This is a genomic window from Arthrobacter sp. Z5-13 (assembly GCF_056499105.1).
This window is the reverse complement of the sequence record NZ_CP096460.1, coordinates 3,326,550-3,343,142: the sequence shown is the minus strand read 5'-3', so window position 1 is coordinate 3,343,142 and position 16,593 is coordinate 3,326,550. Positions and strand designations below refer to the sequence as shown.

The following is a 16,593-nucleotide window of genomic DNA, read 5'->3' as shown; positions in this document are numbered from 1 at the left end:
GAGCGTCGCTAGTCTGAAGAGGGAGATCTGACGAGTGAGCGGATCCGCACAGGGAAAGTGATGTGGTGCTGGTGCTGTTGGCCGTAATGCAGGCGAGCTCCGTTGTGCTGGATGTTGAAGCGAACTGCCAAGCCCTTGATGAGGCCGCAGGCAAAGCTGCCGCTGCCGGCGCCGACCTGCTGCTGACCTCCGAGCTCTTTCCTGTCGGCTACGCCCCCCTTAGGGTACGGAACGAGTTGGATCCAAAGAGCCTTCCTGCCATTCGGCAAGCACTCGCCCAATCAGCCCGGAAGCATGGGATCGCGCTCGTCTACAGCTTGCCTGGAGTGACCGACGAGGGTCAGTGGCACATCACTGCAACCCTCCTTGATGATCACGGGAACGAGTTGATCAGCTATGCCAAAGTACATTTGTTCGGGCCTGAGGAGCGCGAGGCGTTCACACCGGCCGAGGCGCCTCCCGGCGTCGTTGATTTCCTTGGCATTCCAACGTCGCTTCTGATCTGTTACGACGTCGAATTCCCGGAGCCAGTGCGCGCCGCAGCTGTGCGTGGCGCGGAACTGCTCCTGGTCCCTACGGCATTGTATGAAGGGTTCGACGCCGTACCCCAGGTGCTGCTGCGCGCGAGGGCCCTCGAAAGCCAGCTGACGGTGGCTTATGCCAATCACAGCGGCGTTGAAGATGGCTGTGCTTTCCTGGGCGGAAGCGTAGTCGCGGGGCCGGATGGCTCCCTGCTCGCTGCCGCAGGTGCTGATGACGAATTGCTGTTTGCCAACGTGGACCCCGCGGCAGCAAAAGCCGCGAGGGCAGCCGTTCCCTACCTCCGGGAGCGAAGGCCTGACATTTACCGTTCCTGGGAGGAATGAGCCACAGAGGACTAAACGGGGGCGTCCGGCAGCCCGGCCACGTCACCGGCGTACTGAAGCGCGAACCAGAGTTCGGCGCGTACCCCCGCTTGGTTGAGGTCCAGGTCCAAAAGGTCGCCAAGGGTGTTGATCTGCCGGCGCACACTGTTCCGATGCAGGCCCAAGACCTTTGCCGTGGCATCCCAGCTCCCGTTTTCACCCAGCCACGCCCGGAGAACTGCAAGCTGTGCGGTGCGGCGCTCAGTGTCCTGATTGAGGACCGGCTCCAACAACCGGGCCGCAAGCATCGTCCCGGCATCGCGCCCCAATAGGCCTTCAACTGACCAGCTGACCTCGTCCACCCTGGCGCTCTTACGGGTCGTTTTGACCCGGGATCGAAGCGAGGTCACACGCTGATAGGCGTCAGCCAGCCCGGTCAATTCGGTAGTGTCTCCGATGGCAAGACGCCAGCCGAGCCTTTCGACGTCGGCCAGTAGGGCGTCGTCCACCTTGAGCCGTGTAATCGCGGTGAAACCGTAATCGGTGACCTCCACAAGCTTGGTATCCAGCATCCGCCGCCACTGAAGCAGCTCCCTGACGGGGCTGTCGCCGGCGGGCCAAGAGGGGGAATCCATCTTGATTCCCTGAACGACTCGAAGAGGTGCGGAGCGCGAGGAGCCCGTACTTTGCGCCAGCAGGTCCTTCAGGGCGTTCAGGTGCCGGGTTCCGCCGCTTGCCAGGCTGGCGGGATGGAGCAGCAGCGCCGTCGCCAGCTGGCTTGGCGCCAGGGAACCGCTGGTCCGCTGGCGCACCAGAAGTTCCAGGAGGCCGACGGCGGATGACACCACACTGTTCTGCGCCGGCGTCAGGGGCTTGTCACTGCCCAGGACCAGGCCGCCCAGGTTGGCATCCCGGGTGCTGCGCAAGGGGTGCCCGAATACCTGGGAGGAGCCGGGGGAGTCCAGCGTGTCCGTCTCCACCCGGGGTCCGCTTCCGGCAAGAAGGCGCCCCAGCAGTGGCTGCAGCCTGCCGAGCTCCGGGGTGGTACCGGCCCGGGCCCGCGCTCTTCCATCAGCCCCAACCAGAAGAGCCCAGACCGGAACTCGTTGGACAAGGGCGGCAAGGAGTTCGTGCTCGGGCCGGGCCGAGAGTACGGCCCTCATCAGTTGCCTGTTGGTGTCCGCCAATTCCCGCAGCAGCCTGGCTTTATCCGATTCCAGCAGTTGGGAGAATTCAAGTCCCAAGGCTGCGAACGGAACCGTGTGCGGAATCTCCACAAGGGTCAGGTTGTGGCTGATGCAGGCCTGAACCACGGCGTCCGGAACCGCCTGGAAATACGGTTCAAGGCCAAAGCCAAGGGCCGTCACGCTGGCCTGAACCAGCCTCTCCACGTAGGCATCCACTTTGTCCGCGGCACCACCCTGGCCGACGAACGGAAGGCCTGCGGTGAGGAGGAACTCGCCATCCAGCAGATAGGGGGTTGGGTCTTCGAGCTCGCTGGGTTCAACCCACCGCAGGGTCCTGGTGCGGTTGCCGCCGTCGTGCAGGATCCTTAACTCCGGTGGCAACTGCGCCAGGAATTGTTGGAGCGTAACCGCGCTCAGCCCTTCGGCTTCGGCGTCAGGCGAAGCTGCGAGCGCCTGTGCATTTTGTCTCATGGCTGATCAGTCTAGGTTATTTTGCACAACTCTGAGAGGTGGCTCACATGCCTAAGATTGGTCGAGGGAAACTGACTCACTACTCACGAACGGACGTCAACGATGACTCTGCCAACCATCACAGGACAGAAGCCCGCGGCCTCCCCGGAAGGGGGCGGACGCCGCACTGGCCTGACCGCCCAGCTGCTCCGCCGGAAGCCGATCGGCCAGATGCTCAGTGAGGCCGAAGGTAAGGAAGGCGCCCCTAAATTGGTCCGCAGCTTTGGCGTGCTGCAGCTGACCATGATCAGCGTGGGAGCCACTCTCGGGACGGGCATCCTGGTGATCCTGGGCGAATCCGTGCCGCTGGCCGGCCCGGCGATCTGGATCTCCTTCGCCATTGCCGGTCTCGCCGCGCTGCTGTCCGCCGTTTCCTACGCCGAGATGGCCGGCCTCGTGCCCGTCGCGGGCTCCAGTTACTCCTACAGCTACGCCACCATGGGCGAGGGCATGGCCTGGATCTGCGGCTGGTGCCTTGTCCTGGAATACGCGGTTTCCGTCGCTGCGGTAGCGGTCGGGGCCGGACAGTACGTCAACGAAACCCTGGCTGTCTTCGGCAACGTCCTTCCGGATGCAATCTCGCAGCCACCGGGTGAAGGCGGGATGATGAATATCCCCGCCATGGTCATCGTGGTTCTTGCCATGTTGCTGCTGGTACGTGGCGCCAAGGAGAGCGCCTGGATCAACACCGCGATTGTCGCCGTCAAAGTAGGCATCCTGGTCTTCTTCTGCGCCGTGGCCTTCACTGCCTTCAACGCCGGAAACTTCGAGCCTCTCCTGCCCATGGGGGCAGCCGGTGTTTCCGCAGCCGCTTCCAGCGTCTTCTTCTCCTACATCGGTTTCGACGCCGCTTCCACGGCAGGCGAGGAAGCCCGGAACCCGAAGCGCGACCTGCCGAGGGCCATCATGCTTTCCATGGTCATTGTCACCACCATCTATGTCCTCGTGGCCGTTGCCGCCATCGGTGCCAGGCCCTGGGGCTGGTTCGATGGAACCGACGCCGCCCTGGTCCGGATCCTTGAGGAAACCACCGGCCAGCCCTGGATCGCGCTCGTCTTTTCCGTGGGGGCCGTCCTGGCCATCGCAAGCATCGTGCTCACGGTCCTCTACGGGCAGACCCGTATCCTGCTCTCCATGTCGCGCGATGGCCTGGTTCCCCGGATCTTCGGCCGCGTTTCCCGCAGGACAGGAACGCCGGTGGCCGGCACGCTCATCGTGGGCATCGCCGTCGCCCTCACGGCGGGACTGGTGCCCCTTGGGGCCCTCGCGGACGCCACCAGCATCGGAACGCTCTTTGCCTTCGCCCTGGTCAACGTCGCTGTCATCTACTTGCGGCGCACCCGTCCCGAACTTGAGCGGACCTTCCGCGTCCCGCTGTTTCCGCTGACTCCGATCCTCGGCGCGGCAATGTGCGGTTACCTCATGCTCAACCTCGGTGCCGATACCTGGGTGGTCTTCGGACTGTGGATGCTCGTGGGGATCGCAGCATACTTCAGCTATGGTCGACGCAACTCACGGGTAGCCGCGCTGAGCCAGGAGGAATACCGTGAACTGACACGTCCCCGGTCCTCCGAACATCAGTCCTCCTGACTACCCCCGCATCTCCAGTCCACTCCTGAACTGACAAAGGCAGACCCCCATGACCACCGCCACTGAATTGCCGGCATCCGATCCGTCAAGCACCCTGGACACCCCGGGCCCCATCACCATGCTGAACCCGGACTTCCCGTTCAGCTACGACCACTATCTGGCCCACCCTGCCGGGCTTGGTTCAGTGCCGCCGGAATTGTACGGAACCGAGGTGGCTGTCATTGGAGCAGGGCTTTCCGGACTGGTCACGGCCTATGAACTCATGAAACTTGGGCTGCGCCCTGTGGTGTACGAGGCCGACCAGATCGGTGGGAGGCTGCGGACAGCCAACTTCCCATCGGCGCCTGACGTGGTGGCAGACCTGGGCGGCATGCGCTTCCCGGTTTCCGGCAAGGCCTTCTACCACTACGTGGACCTGCTTGGACTGCAGACGCAGGATTTCCCCAACCCGCTTGCCCCCAGCACCTCCAGTACGGTGATTGAGCTCGCGGGGGAGAAGCACTACGCCGCCACTTCAGCGGACCTGCCGCCGTTCTTCCGTGAGGTGGCTGAGGCGTGGAAGCATGCAGTGAACGACGGCGCCCGGTTCAGTGAGATGCAGCAGGCAATTCGCGCGCGGGACACCGCCCGGATCAAGGAAATCTGGAACGATCTGCTCCCGGAGCTTGATGAGCAAACTTTCTACGGGTTCATTGCGGGCAGCAAATCCTTTAAGGACGCGGGTTTTGCGCACCGGGAGGCGTTCGGGCAGGTGGGGTTCGGGACCGGCGGCTGGGATACAGACTTCCCCAACTCCATTCTTGAAATCCTGCGGGTTGTTTACACCGACGCCGACGACCAGCACCGCCTCATAGCCGGTGGTGCGCAGCGGCTGCCGGAGGCACTGTGGAAGCACGCGCCGTCGGGCATGGCCCACTGGCCGGACGGCACCTCCCTTTCCTCCCTGCATTCCGGTTCGCCCCGTGGTGCGGTTGACAGGATCGCCCGGGCAAACAGCGGCGATTTGCCTGCCGGTAAGTTCCTGGTCCGGGAACGCTGGGGCCGGGAGGCTGCCTACCCGGCTGTTGTCACCACCTGCCAGTCCTGGTTGCTGTCCACCAGGATCCATACCGAGGAGGCGCTGTTTCCCGCTCAGCTGTGGACGGCAATTGAACGCTCCCACTACATGCAGTCGTCCAAGACATTTGTGATGGTGGACAGGCCGTTCTGGAAGGACATTGATCCGGACACCGGCCGGGAAGTCCTTTCGATGACCCTGACGGACAGGCTGAACCGGGCCACGTACCTGCTCGACAACGGTCCGGACAAGCCTGCTGTCATCCTGCTCTCCTACACCTGGAACGACGACGCCCTCAAGTGGCTGGCACTGGATGCCGACCAACGCGTGGAACTGATGCTGCATTCGCTTCAACAGATCTATCCCGGTGTGGATATTGCCAGCCATATCATCGGACAGCCCATCACCGTCTCCTGGGAAGCCGATCCCAACTTCATGGGAGCTTTCAAGGCCAACCTGCCCGGGCATTACCGCTACCAGCAGCGGCTCTTTTCGCACTTCAAGCAGGACAAGCTTCCAGAGCACCAGCGGGGGATCTTCCTGGCCGGCGACGACGTCTCCTTCACCGCCGGCTGGGCGGAAGGCGCCGTGACCACCGGATTGAACGCTGTCTGGGGGGTGGTGAACCATCTGGGCGGGGAGTCGGCTCCGGAAAATCCTGGACCGGGTGAGCTGCTAGAGGATCTGGGCCCGGTCGCCCTGGAATGAAGCTCTGATGGCCGGCTGCAGGGCTCCTGATTCTTCTGATTCCTCAGTGGAAATACCCTGGCCTCCGGCAGCAGCCCTAGGCATCTGCGCTGCGGAGCCCGCCTGATGGTGCAGTTGGGTGGGGGATCTGAGCCATCTTGTCGATTTCGCCCAGGTAGTGGTCCCTCGGCCAATGCCGGACGCGCCGGGGCAGGAGTGGATTAGCAATTGCCAGCAGACGCATGAACCGTTCGAAACGACGCTGATGCGCTTTGCTCCATGGCAGCCTGAAATCTTCCCGCAGCGAACCAGGGAGGAGGCCTGCGGTCAGGAGCCGGGCAAGGGGCATGGTGAGCCGCAGCCACAATGGAACAGCCGATGGGTGCAGCAGGTCATGTGCCACCCGGACCGCCACCTCGTCAACCTTCAAGCTGGCAAGGCTTCGGTTCCAGTACTCCCGGAACGCTGAGCGGTCAGCCGGCCACATCTCCTTGGGCAGCTGCAGGGCCGTCCCGATCTTTGCGTACTCGCGGTAAATGACATCGGCGGAATCGTCGTCGAGCGGGCCATGGATCCGTTCGTAGACAGTCACGGCGGTGTCGTAAAGGGTGGCCACCACCCAAAGCTGGGACTCGGCGTCGAAAGCGTTGTAGCCCTTTGACGCACCCTCCGGTGAACGGCGGACGGGGGCGTGGGCGCGGTTGACGCTGCGGCGCATGGCTGCCAGTTGCTCAGGTGAACCGTAGATCACGGCATAGACGTAGCTCATGGTGGTACGCAGCCGTTCCAGGGGCCGTTCAGCGAAATTGCTGTGCTCAGCCACGGCATGGCCGATCGAGGGATTGGCAATCTGCAGCAGCACTGCCCGCCCGGCCCCGGCCAGCAGGACGCCCTCGGCCCCAATATCGGCGAGTCTACGAACCATTCAGACACCATACCCGAGAGGGAGGGACGTGTCCTCAACCGGCCAGCTTGTCATGCCTTGAGTTAATTATCGAATAGGTGATGGTGTGGGGTGCCGCGCATCCCCTGATTGAAGGGATGGTTCACAATGCTGTCCTCGAGAGGGTTGGATTGTTGCCGGAGCCGGATGCGGGGACTTTTTTCCTGGCACAACTTGATTTGTGGCCAATCGCGGTCGGTCCGGGTGCCGCCGGGCTCGGGCGATCCGATTTTCCACGCTGTCTGCCATCTGCAGAGTCATTGACTGCACGGTGGGTGATTTGTTGGTGAGGCTACCTAGAGCCCGGCTTGTTCCGCTCGGTGGGCCCGGGCAAGCTCCACGTACCGCTCTGCGTTGCGCCGGACGCCGTCGAACTCTTCCTCGCTCAGTTCCCGCCGTACCTTCGCGGGCACCCCGGCCACGAGCGAACGCGGCGGAACTACCGTCCCCTCAAGGACGACGGCGCCCGCCGCCACGAGCGAACCGGCGCCGATCACTGCCCCGTTCAGGATGGTGGCGCTCATACCGATCAGGCAGTTATCCTCAACGGTGCAGCCGTGGACGACGGCGCTGTGCCCCACGCTGACGCCCGCCCCGACGGTGCAGGGGAAACCCGGATCCGCGTGCAGCACCACGTTGTCCTGCAGGTTGCTTCCGGCTCCCACAGTGATGGCGGCGGTATCAGCCCTGACTGAAACCCCGAAGAAGGCACTGGCATTTTCGGCCAGTGATGCATTGCCGATGATTGAAGCCGTGGGGGCGACAAAAACGGAGTCGTGGACGTCGGGGACGTTGCCGCCAAAGGAGTACAGGGGAGCCATGCGTACAGCCTAGAGGACGCCTGCCCCGCCAAACCTCCGGGTGGAAAGACCAGTCAGTTGAAGACGACAGTCCGGTTGCCGTCCAGCAGTACCCGGTGTTCAGCGTGCCACTGCACGGCCTGCGCCAGGGTGCGGCCTTCCACGTCACGGCCCATCTGCACGAATTGCTCGGCGGTCCTCCGGTGGTCCACACGGATGACCTCCTGCTCAATGATGGGCCCCTCATCCAGGGCAGCAGTGACGTAATGGGCCGTGGCGCCAATCAGCTTCACACCGCGGGCGTGGGCCTGGTGATACGGCTTGGCGCCCTTGAAGGAGGGCAGGAATGAGTGATGGATGTTGATCGCCTTCCCTGTGAGCTCGGTGCACAGGGAGTCTGAGAGGACCTGCATGTAGCGGGCAAGCACCGTGAGTTCGACGTCGTGCTCGGCCATGATGGCCCGCAACGCGTCCTCAGCGCCCACCTTGGTCTCAGGGGTGACGGGGATGTGGTGGAAGGGGATTCCGTAGAACTCCGCCAGGCCTTCGAGGTCCCGGTGGTTGGAGACGATGGCAGGGATCTCTATGGGCAGTGTTCCGGAGCGCTGCAGGAACAGCAGGTCATTGAGGCAGTGGGCAGATTTGCTGGCCATCAGCAACGTCCGGACCTTGCGGCCGGCCGGGTTGAGCGTCAACTGCATCTCAAAGGCGCGGGCTACGGGATCCAACGAGGCGTGCAGCTCTGCGTGGGAAGCGGCGGTGGTGGCCTCCACCCGCATGAAGAACGTTCCGGTCGCCTGGCTGCCGTATTGCTGCGAGTCCGTAATATTGCATCCGGCCAGCAGGAGAGCGCCCGCCACGGCATGCACAATTCCGGGCCGGTCCGGGCAGGAGAGGGTTACAACGTACGAGTCATTCAGCAGGTCTTCAGTCACGGACACCAGCCTACCCGCGCGGGCGTGGCTCCTGTTGTACGCTTAACCGGTCGCAACTGGCGTTGGGTGGCTAACCACCAGGGAGCGGCACTCACGAAGACCACGGATCGTACGCCTGGGCCGAGGGTCATGTTTTGCCGGATGGCAGTGCACTTTGCTGCCGCCTCTTGCTGTGGTTCTCCGTAGCGGCTGCCCTGTGTTCAAGGGCACCTGTAACCAATGGGCGGAGCCATTCGCCAGCCGGTAGCCTGACCTTTAGCAGTAACCGTTCCCTAGCCAGGAGTTCTTCGTGACTACTTCCACTTCCACGACCTCGTCAGTGGTCAGCAACCAATCGCTGGCCGAGCTTGACCCCGAAATCGCAGCAGTCCTGGACCAGGAACTCGGCCGCCAGCGCGGCACCTTGGAAATGATTGCCTCCGAGAACTTCGCCCCCCGCGCCGTGATGGAAGCGCAGGGCTCAGTCCTGACTAACAAGTACGCCGAAGGCTACCCGGGACGCCGCTACTACGGCGGCTGTGAATACGTCGACGTTGCCGAGCAGTTGGCCATCGACCGCGTCAAGACCCTCTTTGGCGCCGAGTACGCCAACGTCCAGCCGCACTCGGGTGCACAGGCCAACGCCGCGGCGCTCTCGGCCATGATCACCCCGGGCGATAAGATCCTGGGCCTGTCCCTGGCTCACGGCGGGCACCTCACCCACGGCATGAAGCTGAACTTCTCAGGCAAGCTCTACAACGTGGCTGCCTACCAGGTGGAAGAGGACAACTTCCGCATCGACATGGACAAGCTGCGCGCACAGGCCATTGCGGAAAAGCCCCAGGTCATCATTGCGGGCTGGTCGGCCTACCCCCGCCACCTCGACTTCGCTGCCTTCCGCTCCATCGCGGACGAGGTGGGCGCACTGCTCTGGACCGACATGGCGCACTTCGCCGGACTGGTGGCAGCGGGCCTTCACCCGAGCCCGGTGCCGCACTCCGACGTCGTCACCTCCACTGTTCACAAGACCCTTTCCGGTCCCCGCTCCGGCGTGATCCTGGCAAAGCAGGAGTGGGCCAAGAAGCTGAACTCCAACGTGTTCCCGGGCCAGCAGGGCGGTCCGCTTATGCACGTTATCGCGGCGAAGGCTGTCGCGTTCAAGATCGCCGGAACCGACGAGTTCAAGGAGCGCCAGGAGCGCGTCCTTGAAGGCGCCAAGCTCATTGCTGACCGCCTCAACCAGGCGGACGTTGCCGAGGCCGGTGTCTCCGTGCTCACTGGTGGCACGGATGTCCACCTGGTGCTCGTTGACCTCCGCAACTCCCAGCTCGATGGCCAGCAGGCCGAGGACCTCCTGCACTCGGTGGGTATCACGGTAAACCGCAACGCTGTCCCGTTCGATCCGCGCCCGCCGATGGTCACCTCCGGCCTGCGCATCGGCACTCCTGCCCTGGCCACCCGCGGCTTCGGTGCTGCGGAATTCACCGAAGTTGCAGACATCATCGCCACCGCGCTAAAGTCTGGCACTGCCACCGATGTCCAGGTGCTCCAGTCCCGGGTGGACAAACTCGCAGCCGACTTCCCGCTGTATCCTCAGCACGAGCAGTGGTAAGCATGGTTTCCACTGGCTCTCAGGAAACAGCCCGGATTCTTGATGGCAAGGCCGCGGCTGCTGCTATCAAGGCGGAACTGACAGAGCGCGTTGCCGTTCTACGGGCTCAGGGAGTGGTTCCCGGACTTGGCACTGTTCTGGTGGGCTCGGATCCCGGAAGCACCTGGTACGTGGCAGGAAAGCACAAGGACTGCGCCGAGGTTGGCATCACGTCGATCCGGCGCGACCTTCCGGATACCGCCACCCAGGAGGAACTGCTGGAGGTGGTCCGGGAACTCAATGAGAACCCGGACTGCACCGGCTACATTGTCCAGCTTCCGTTGCCCAAGCACATCGACCAGGACGTCATCCTGGAGGCCATGGACCCTGACAAGGACGCTGACGGGCTGCACCCAATGAACCTGGGCCGGCTCGTGGCCAACGTCAGCGGACCGATGAAATCCCCGCTGCCCTGCACTCCGAAGGGCTGCGTGGAGCTGCTGGCGCGCCATGGGATCGACCTCAGCGGCAAGCGCGTGCTGGTGGTGGGACGCGGTGTCACCATCGGACGCCCGGTCGGTCTCCTGTTGACCCGTAAGGACGTGAACGCCACGGTCATCCTTGCCCACACAGGTACCACGGACCTGCCAGCCGAAATTCGGCAGGCCGACGTCGTGATCGCTGCTGCCGGCCAGCCGCACATGATCAAGGCACAGGACCTCAAACCGGGGGCCATAGTGCTCGACGTCGGTGTGAGCCGCGTGGACGACGGCAACGGTAAGGCCGTTGTCACCGGAGACGTTCATCCCGAGGCTGCCGATGTTGCTGCCTGGTTGTCGCCCAACCCGGGCGGAGTGGGTCCGATGACCCGTGCCATGCTGCTTGAGAATGTTGTGGAGTCAGCGGAGCGGCAAGCAGGACTGGTCTGACCCAGGTCAGGCCAGGAGCGCGTATAGCCGCCAAGCTGTGAAATGAGGAAGGGTACCCGGACGTTCAGTGGCCGGGTACCCTTCCTCTTTAACGAACCGGCGATGCTCTGGGGGAATATCCCAAATCGAATGGATTTTTCGAGAGAGAACTCTTTCTTTGTTCGAATATGAGTACTAGCGTTAGGTGGGTGCCAGAACTCGTGTCGAAAGAAAAAGCATCCTCCCGCCCTCCCCGTAATGACAGCAAAGACGCAGACGAGTACGTCATTTCCGCGCAGAACCTCAGCAAAACCTACGGCGACGTCACCGCCGTCGACGATATCTCCTTCAATGTCCCGGCTGGTGAAGCCTTCGGACTGCTCGGCCCGAACGGCGCAGGAAAGTCGACCACCATGAAGATGATCGGTGGCGTCTCGCAGCGCACATCGGGCCAGCTCACCATCATGGGCCTCGATCCCGACCAGCATGGACCTGAGGTGCGTGCCCACCTTGGCGTTGTGCCGCAGCAGGACAACCTGGACGAGGAACTGCGCGTCCGCGACAACCTCCTGGTCTACGGACGCTACTTCGGCCTGCCCATGAGTTACCTGCGTCCGAAGGCGGACGAACTCCTCGAGTTTGCCCAGCTCACAGACAAGGCGAAGTCTAAGGTGGATGCCCTGTCCGGGGGAATGAAGCGCCGCCTGACCATTGCGCGCTCGCTGATCAATGAACCGCGGATCCTGTTGCTGGACGAACCAACCACAGGCCTTGACCCCCAGGCTCGCCACATCCTCTGGGACCGGCTGTTCCGGCTCAAGGAGCAAGGCGTCACGCTGATCCTCACCACGCACTACATGGATGAGGCTGAACAGCTGTGCGACAGGCTGATTGTGGTGGACAAGGGAAAGATCATGGCTGAAGGATCCCCGGCCAGCTTGATCAGGGAGTACTCCACCCGGGAAGTGCTGGAACTCAGGTTTGGGTCCGAACGCAACACGTCCATCGGCGTAGAGCTGGACGGTATCGGTGAGCGGATCGAGACCCTTCCAGACCGTGTGCTCATTTACGCCGAGGACGGGGAGGCCGCCCTTGAACAGGTGACTGCCCGCGGCCTTCATCCCCTGACGTCGCTGGTCCGCAGGTCATCGCTCGAAGACGTGTTCCTCCGCCTCACCGGGAGGAGCCTCGTTGACTGAACCGCAAGCAGCAACTGTTTCAGGCGACGGCGGGGCTGGTCCAGCTACGCTCCGGCGCGCGCATACTCCGGAAATCTCCGCCGCCCGTGCCCGCCGCTGGGGTGCTTTCTACTACATGGAACAAGTCCTTCGGGTGATGAAGGGCTACAGCTGGACCATCGTGATGTACGGCGTGGGGCAACCCGTTGCCTATCTGTTCGCCATGGGCGTGGGGTTGGCCACCCTTGTGGATGCCAACAGCACTTCAGCGTTCGGTGGGGTGAGCTACCTGGTGTTCATCGCCCCTGCGCTGCTGGTTTCCGCATCGGTGATGACAGCAGCCAATGAATTTACCTTCCCTGTGATGGACGGTTTCAAGTGGCGCCGGGTGTTTTACGGTCCCCACGCTTCCCCGTTGACTCCTTCGCAAATTGCAGGCGGGCACGTCATGGCCATCACTTTGCGTTTCGTGGTCCAGTCCGCCCTTTACTTTGTGGTTGTGGCCCTCTTCGGTGCCTCGCCGAGCGGCTGGGGGTGGGTATCCGTGCTGGTAGCTACCCTCGCGGGTTTGTCCTTCGGGCTGCCGCTGATGGCCTATTCAGCCTCCATCAAGGAAGACAAGGGCCAGTTCGCCATGGTCATGCGCTTCATAGTGATGCCGTTGTTCCTGTTCTCGGGAACATTCTTTCCGCTGGATACCTTGCCCCTGGTGGTGCGGTGGATCGGGTGGATCTCGCCAATCTGGCACGGGACTGAGCTGGGGCGGGTCTTCAGCTACGGCTACGAGGAGTCACCGCTCCTGACGATCTTCCATATCGTGTTCCTCGTCGGCCTTGCCATCGTCGGATGGATCCTGACCAAACGGCAGTTCGAGAAAAGGATGGCGTCATGAGCGTCCTCACCGAGGGCCACAGCGTTACCGAGGCTGTGCGCAACAGGTCTTTTGGCCCTCTCTATTCCCGCAACGTCAAGGCAGTAGTGGCGCGGGGCCTCATGGCTACCAAGAGCAGCAACTGGATGGTGATGCTCTCCGGCTTCTTCGAACCTGTGCTGTTCCTCATCTCCATGGGGGTCGGGCTCGGCGCGATTGTTGGCACTGTCCAGGGGCCGGGCGGTTCGGAGATCAGTTACAGCGCCTACATCGCCCCGGCATTGCTGGCGGTATCGGCCATGAACGGAGCGGTCTACGACTCCACCTGGAATGTGTTCTTCAAGATGAACTTCGCCAAGCTGTACCAGGGAATGCTCTACACCTCGTTGGGTCCACTGGACGTGGCCATGGGGGAGATCTTCCTGGCGTTGCTGCGCGGGCTGATGTATGCAACAGGCTTCACAGCCGTGATGGGGCTGATGGGCCTGATCACCACGCCGTGGGCGCTCCTGATGATTCCCGCGGCTGTGCTGATAGCTTTCGGGTTTGCCAGCTTCGGCATGGGTATTACCAGCTTCATGAAGACCTTCCAGCAGATGGACTGGATCAACTTCGTGATGCTCCCGATGTTCCTCTTCAGCGCCACGTTCTATCCGCTGAGCGTCTACCCGCAGCCAATCCAGTGGTTTATTCAGGCGATGCCGCTATGGCATGGGGTAGAGCTGCTGCGGCAGATCAGTGTGGGCGTATTCACCGCGGCTACTGCCATCCACGTCGGCTACTACCTCGTGATGATCGTGTTGGGTGTACTCCTGACCACCGGACGGCTCCGCAAGCTGTTCCTGAAGTAGCTGCGGAAGTAGCTCATAAAGCAGCTGAGGCGTTCGCCAGCGGTGGAAGCGGGCATGGAGCCAGTGCCATATTTGCCATACTTGGTATATGCGATCTCTGGGCAATCCCGCTTCCCCCTCCCAACCAGGCAACTCCAAACCCGCCAGGCGTGGGTTCAGTATGTTCCGCATCAGCGGATTGGGGATGACGGTTTTCATCATCGCCTTCCTGGTGGCTGTCATTTTCGCTGCAAACCAGAACGACGTCGTGGGCTGGGTCATCGCCATCATCGCGTTTTTCTGGCTGGCCTTGGCGGCCTTCGTGGTCCTCAGCATCCAAAGGGCTGCCAAAAAAGCGGGAGCCAAGATTACAGAGGCGCAGAACGCGTTCAACTCCGCCGCAGGCCTGGCACCTTCGCCGTCGAGCTCCGGCCGAGGCGGGACCCGTCTGGTGGCAGAGCGCAGTAACGCCGATGAGGTGCGGGACCTGAAGCTGGATCACTCCTTCAAGATCGTCCAGGTCCAGGTGCGTGTGGTGGAAAAGGAACGGGAAAAGGGTGCGGCCGCGAACCAGGACACCATTGCCCGGGCTTTGGAAACAATCGAGATCACCGCGACCAACGCGAGGGACATGATCAAGTCCTCGGGCGGGAATGACCAGCCGGTCAGCGGAACCATCATCGACTAGAGTAGTGCGGGTGAGCTCGGCATTGAAGAAGGATTACCTTCGCATCGCATCAGTAAACGTCAACGGGCTACGTGCTGCCTACAAGAAGGGCATGTCCGCCTGGCTGGAGCCCCGCGAAGTCGACATCCTTTGCCTCCAGGAAGTCCGGGCCCCCGACGCCATCGTGCGGGAGCTGCTGGGCGAGGGCTGGCACATTCTCCACGCTGAAGCCGAGGCCAAAGGCCGTGCCGGCGTGGCGATAGCTTCCCGGTCAGAGCCTGTGGGCACGCGCTCAGGTATCGGTGACGACTACTTCGTTACCACCGGCCGCTGGGTGGAGGCGGACTTCTATGTCACTGACACTGCAGGCAAAACCGGTCAGCTGACGGTTGCCAGCGCCTATGTCCACTCGGGCGAGGCCGGCACGCCGAAGCAGGATGACAAGTTCCGCTTTCTGGACGTCATGAGCACCCGTTTGCCGGAGCTGGCCAAGCACAGTGACCACGCCTTGGTGGTAGGCGACCTCAACGTCGGACACACCGAACTGGACATCAGGAACTGGAAGGGCAACGTAAAGCGTGCCGGCTTCCTGCCTGAGGAGCGCGCATATTTTGACCGCTTTTTCGGTGATGAAATCGGATGGAGGGATGTCCACAGGGGCCTGGCCGGAAACGTTGATGGCCCGTACACCTGGTGGTCGCAACGCGGTAAGGCCTTTGATACGGACACAGGCTGGCGCATCGACTACCACCTGGCTACTCCCGGCCTCGCCGCCGCAGCGTTTTCGGCGGTTGTGGACAGGGCCACGTCATGGGATACCCGCTTCTCCGACCATGCACCGCTGGTAGTGGACTACCGGCTCTAACCCCTAAGGCTTCTCCGAATGACCTCTCCTTCCACTGTGACCGACCCCGCGGCCTCCGCCCAGCCCTTGCCTTCTGCCGACGGTCAACGCAAAACGGCTGCGCGGCACCGCATCCTTTCAGGGATGCAGCCTTCGGCTGATTCCCTGCACCTTGGAAACTATCTCGGTGCGCTGGTGAACTGGGTCCGGATGCAGGACGAATACGACGCCGTATTCTTCATTCCGGACCTGCATGCCATCACCATCCCGTACGACCCCGCGGAATTGGCCCAGCGGACCCGCATTACAGCCGCACAGTACATTGCCGGTGGCGTCGATGTGGACAAGTGCACGCTGTTCGTCCAGTCACAGGTGCCTGAACATGCCCAGCTTGCCTGGGTACTGAATTGCATCACGGGCTTCGGTGAGGCTTCGCGTATGACGCAGTTCAAGGACAAGTCGCTGCGGCACGGCTCGGACCAGGCCAACGTTGGGCTGTTTACCTACCCCGTCCTGCAGGCGGCGGACATCCTCCTCTATCAGCCGCATGGCGTGCCGGTGGGGGAGGACCAGCGCCAGCACGTGGAACTCAGCCGCGACCTCGCAACCCGCTTCAACACCCGCTTCGGCGAAACGTTCACGGTGCCCGAGCCCTTCATCCAGAAGGCCTCGGCAAAGATCTATGACCTCCAGAACCCCACCGCAAAGATGTCCAAGTCGGCTGAGTCCCCGGCCGGACTCATCAACCTCCTGGACGAGCCCAAGCTCATTGCCAAGCGGATCAAGTCAGCAGTCACGGATACCGAAACCGAGATCCGCTTTGACCGGGAGACCAAGCCCGGCGTGTCAAACCTTCTGACCATCTACTCCTCGATCACCGGCCAGAGTGTAGAAGCCCTCGTTGAGGCATACCAGGGCAAGATGTACGGCCACCTGAAGGTCGACCTGGCCGAGATCGTGACCGAGCACCTCTCACCCATCAGGGAGCGCGCCAACGAGTTGCTGGGAGATCCGGCTGAACTCGACCGCCTGCTGGCTCACGGGGCCGACAAAGCACGTGCCATCGCGAGTGCCACGCTGCAGGATGTTTACACCAAGGTGGGTTTCCTGCCCTACGCCGGAGCCAAAGGAGTCCGCTAACCCGATGTCCGCTGCGAGTAAAGTCACATCA

Annotated in this window: 15 protein-coding genes and 1 pseudogene; 12 read left to right on the top strand and 4 right to left on the bottom strand. The window is 62.5% G+C overall.

The genetic code is table 11. The features are described from left to right. The first annotated feature begins 71 nt into the window (after positions 1–71). Complete coding sequence (locus M1E02_RS15560) at positions 72–866, top strand: carbon-nitrogen hydrolase family protein (RefSeq protein ID WP_479378186.1); 795 nt, start codon at positions 72–74, stop codon at positions 864–866. Between the two features lie 11 nt (positions 867–877). Here M1E02_RS15560 and M1E02_RS15555 read toward each other — a convergent pair whose 3' ends face one another. Next, positions 878–2,503 (bottom strand): PucR family transcriptional regulator ligand-binding domain-containing protein, encoded by a 1,626-nt coding sequence (locus M1E02_RS15555; RefSeq protein WP_479375117.1) that lies wholly within the window; start codon positions 2,501–2,503, stop codon positions 878–880. A 102-nt stretch (positions 2,504–2,605) separates the two neighbouring features. Here M1E02_RS15555 and M1E02_RS15550 point away from each other — a divergent pair, with 102 nt between their 5' ends. Continuing rightward, the gene (locus M1E02_RS15550) at positions 2,606–4,132 is read left to right on the top strand and encodes an amino acid permease (RefSeq protein ID WP_479375116.1); all 1,527 of its coding nucleotides are present in this window, start codon (positions 2,606–2,608) and stop codon (positions 4,130–4,132) included. 49 nt (positions 4,133–4,181) lie between these two features. After that, on the top strand, positions 4,182–5,897 hold the full coding sequence (locus M1E02_RS15545; RefSeq protein ID WP_479375115.1) for a flavin monoamine oxidase family protein: 1,716 nt from the start codon (positions 4,182–4,184) through the stop codon (positions 5,895–5,897). 76 nt (positions 5,898–5,973) lie between these two features. Here the strand turns inward: M1E02_RS15545 and M1E02_RS15540 are convergent, their stop codons facing one another. Then, entirely contained in the window at positions 5,974–6,801 is an 828-nt protein-coding gene (locus M1E02_RS15540; RefSeq protein ID WP_479375114.1) for an oxygenase MpaB family protein, read from the bottom strand. Between the two features lie 229 nt (positions 6,802–7,030). Between M1E02_RS15540 and M1E02_RS15535 the strand changes: the two are divergent. Next, positions 7,031–7,111 (top strand): annotated as a pseudogene (locus M1E02_RS15535) (helix-turn-helix domain-containing protein); the annotation flags it as partial. A 4-nt stretch (positions 7,112–7,115) separates the two neighbouring features. On the opposite strand, the gene M1E02_RS15530 reads toward M1E02_RS15535, so the two are convergent. Both M1E02_RS15530 and purU read right to left on the bottom strand, forming a co-directional pair. Further along, a complete protein-coding gene (locus M1E02_RS15530; RefSeq protein WP_479375113.1) occupies positions 7,116–7,640 on the bottom strand; it encodes a gamma carbonic anhydrase family protein in 525 nt (174 codons plus the stop codon). Positions 7,641–7,693: 53 nt separating this feature from the next. Next, positions 7,694–8,554 (bottom strand): formyltetrahydrofolate deformylase, encoded by an 861-nt coding sequence (purU, locus tag M1E02_RS15525; RefSeq protein ID WP_479375112.1) that lies wholly within the window; start codon positions 8,552–8,554, stop codon positions 7,694–7,696. 289 nt (positions 8,555–8,843) lie between these two features. Here purU and glyA point away from each other — a divergent pair, with 289 nt between their 5' ends. From glyA to trpS, 8 genes are all read left to right on the top strand, one after another. Then, positions 8,844–10,145, top strand: coding sequence for a serine hydroxymethyltransferase (glyA, locus tag M1E02_RS15520; RefSeq protein WP_479375111.1), 1,302 nt, complete (start codon positions 8,844–8,846; stop codon positions 10,143–10,145). 2 nt (positions 10,146–10,147) lie between these two features. Then, positions 10,148–11,053, top strand: coding sequence for a bifunctional methylenetetrahydrofolate dehydrogenase/methenyltetrahydrofolate cyclohydrolase (locus M1E02_RS15515; RefSeq protein WP_479375110.1), 906 nt, complete (start codon positions 10,148–10,150; stop codon positions 11,051–11,053). A 188-nt stretch (positions 11,054–11,241) separates the two neighbouring features. Beyond that, positions 11,242–12,231 (top strand): ABC transporter ATP-binding protein, encoded by a 990-nt coding sequence (locus M1E02_RS15510; protein ID WP_479375109.1) that lies wholly within the window; start codon positions 11,242–11,244, stop codon positions 12,229–12,231. Then, entirely contained in the window at positions 12,224–13,102 is an 879-nt protein-coding gene (locus M1E02_RS15505) for an ABC transporter permease (protein WP_479375108.1), read from the top strand. Before M1E02_RS15510 ends, M1E02_RS15505 begins: the two co-directional genes overlap by 8 nt. Then, positions 13,099–13,932, top strand: a complete 834-nt coding sequence (locus M1E02_RS15500) for an ABC transporter permease (protein ID WP_479375107.1) — start codon at positions 13,099–13,101, stop codon at positions 13,930–13,932. The genes M1E02_RS15505 and M1E02_RS15500 overlap by 4 nt, the downstream gene beginning before the upstream one ends. 88 nt (positions 13,933–14,020) lie before the next feature. Then, positions 14,021–14,599, top strand: coding sequence for a hypothetical protein (locus M1E02_RS15495; RefSeq protein WP_479375106.1), 579 nt, complete (start codon positions 14,021–14,023; stop codon positions 14,597–14,599). 10 nt (positions 14,600–14,609) lie between these two features. Then, positions 14,610–15,443, top strand: a complete 834-nt coding sequence (locus M1E02_RS15490; RefSeq protein WP_479375105.1) for an exodeoxyribonuclease III — start codon at positions 14,610–14,612, stop codon at positions 15,441–15,443. Between the two features lie 123 nt (positions 15,444–15,566). Beyond that, on the top strand, positions 15,567–16,562 hold the full coding sequence (gene trpS / locus M1E02_RS15485) for a tryptophan--tRNA ligase (protein WP_479378185.1): 996 nt from the start codon (positions 15,567–15,569) through the stop codon (positions 16,560–16,562). Positions 16,563–16,593: the final 31 nt, after the last annotated feature.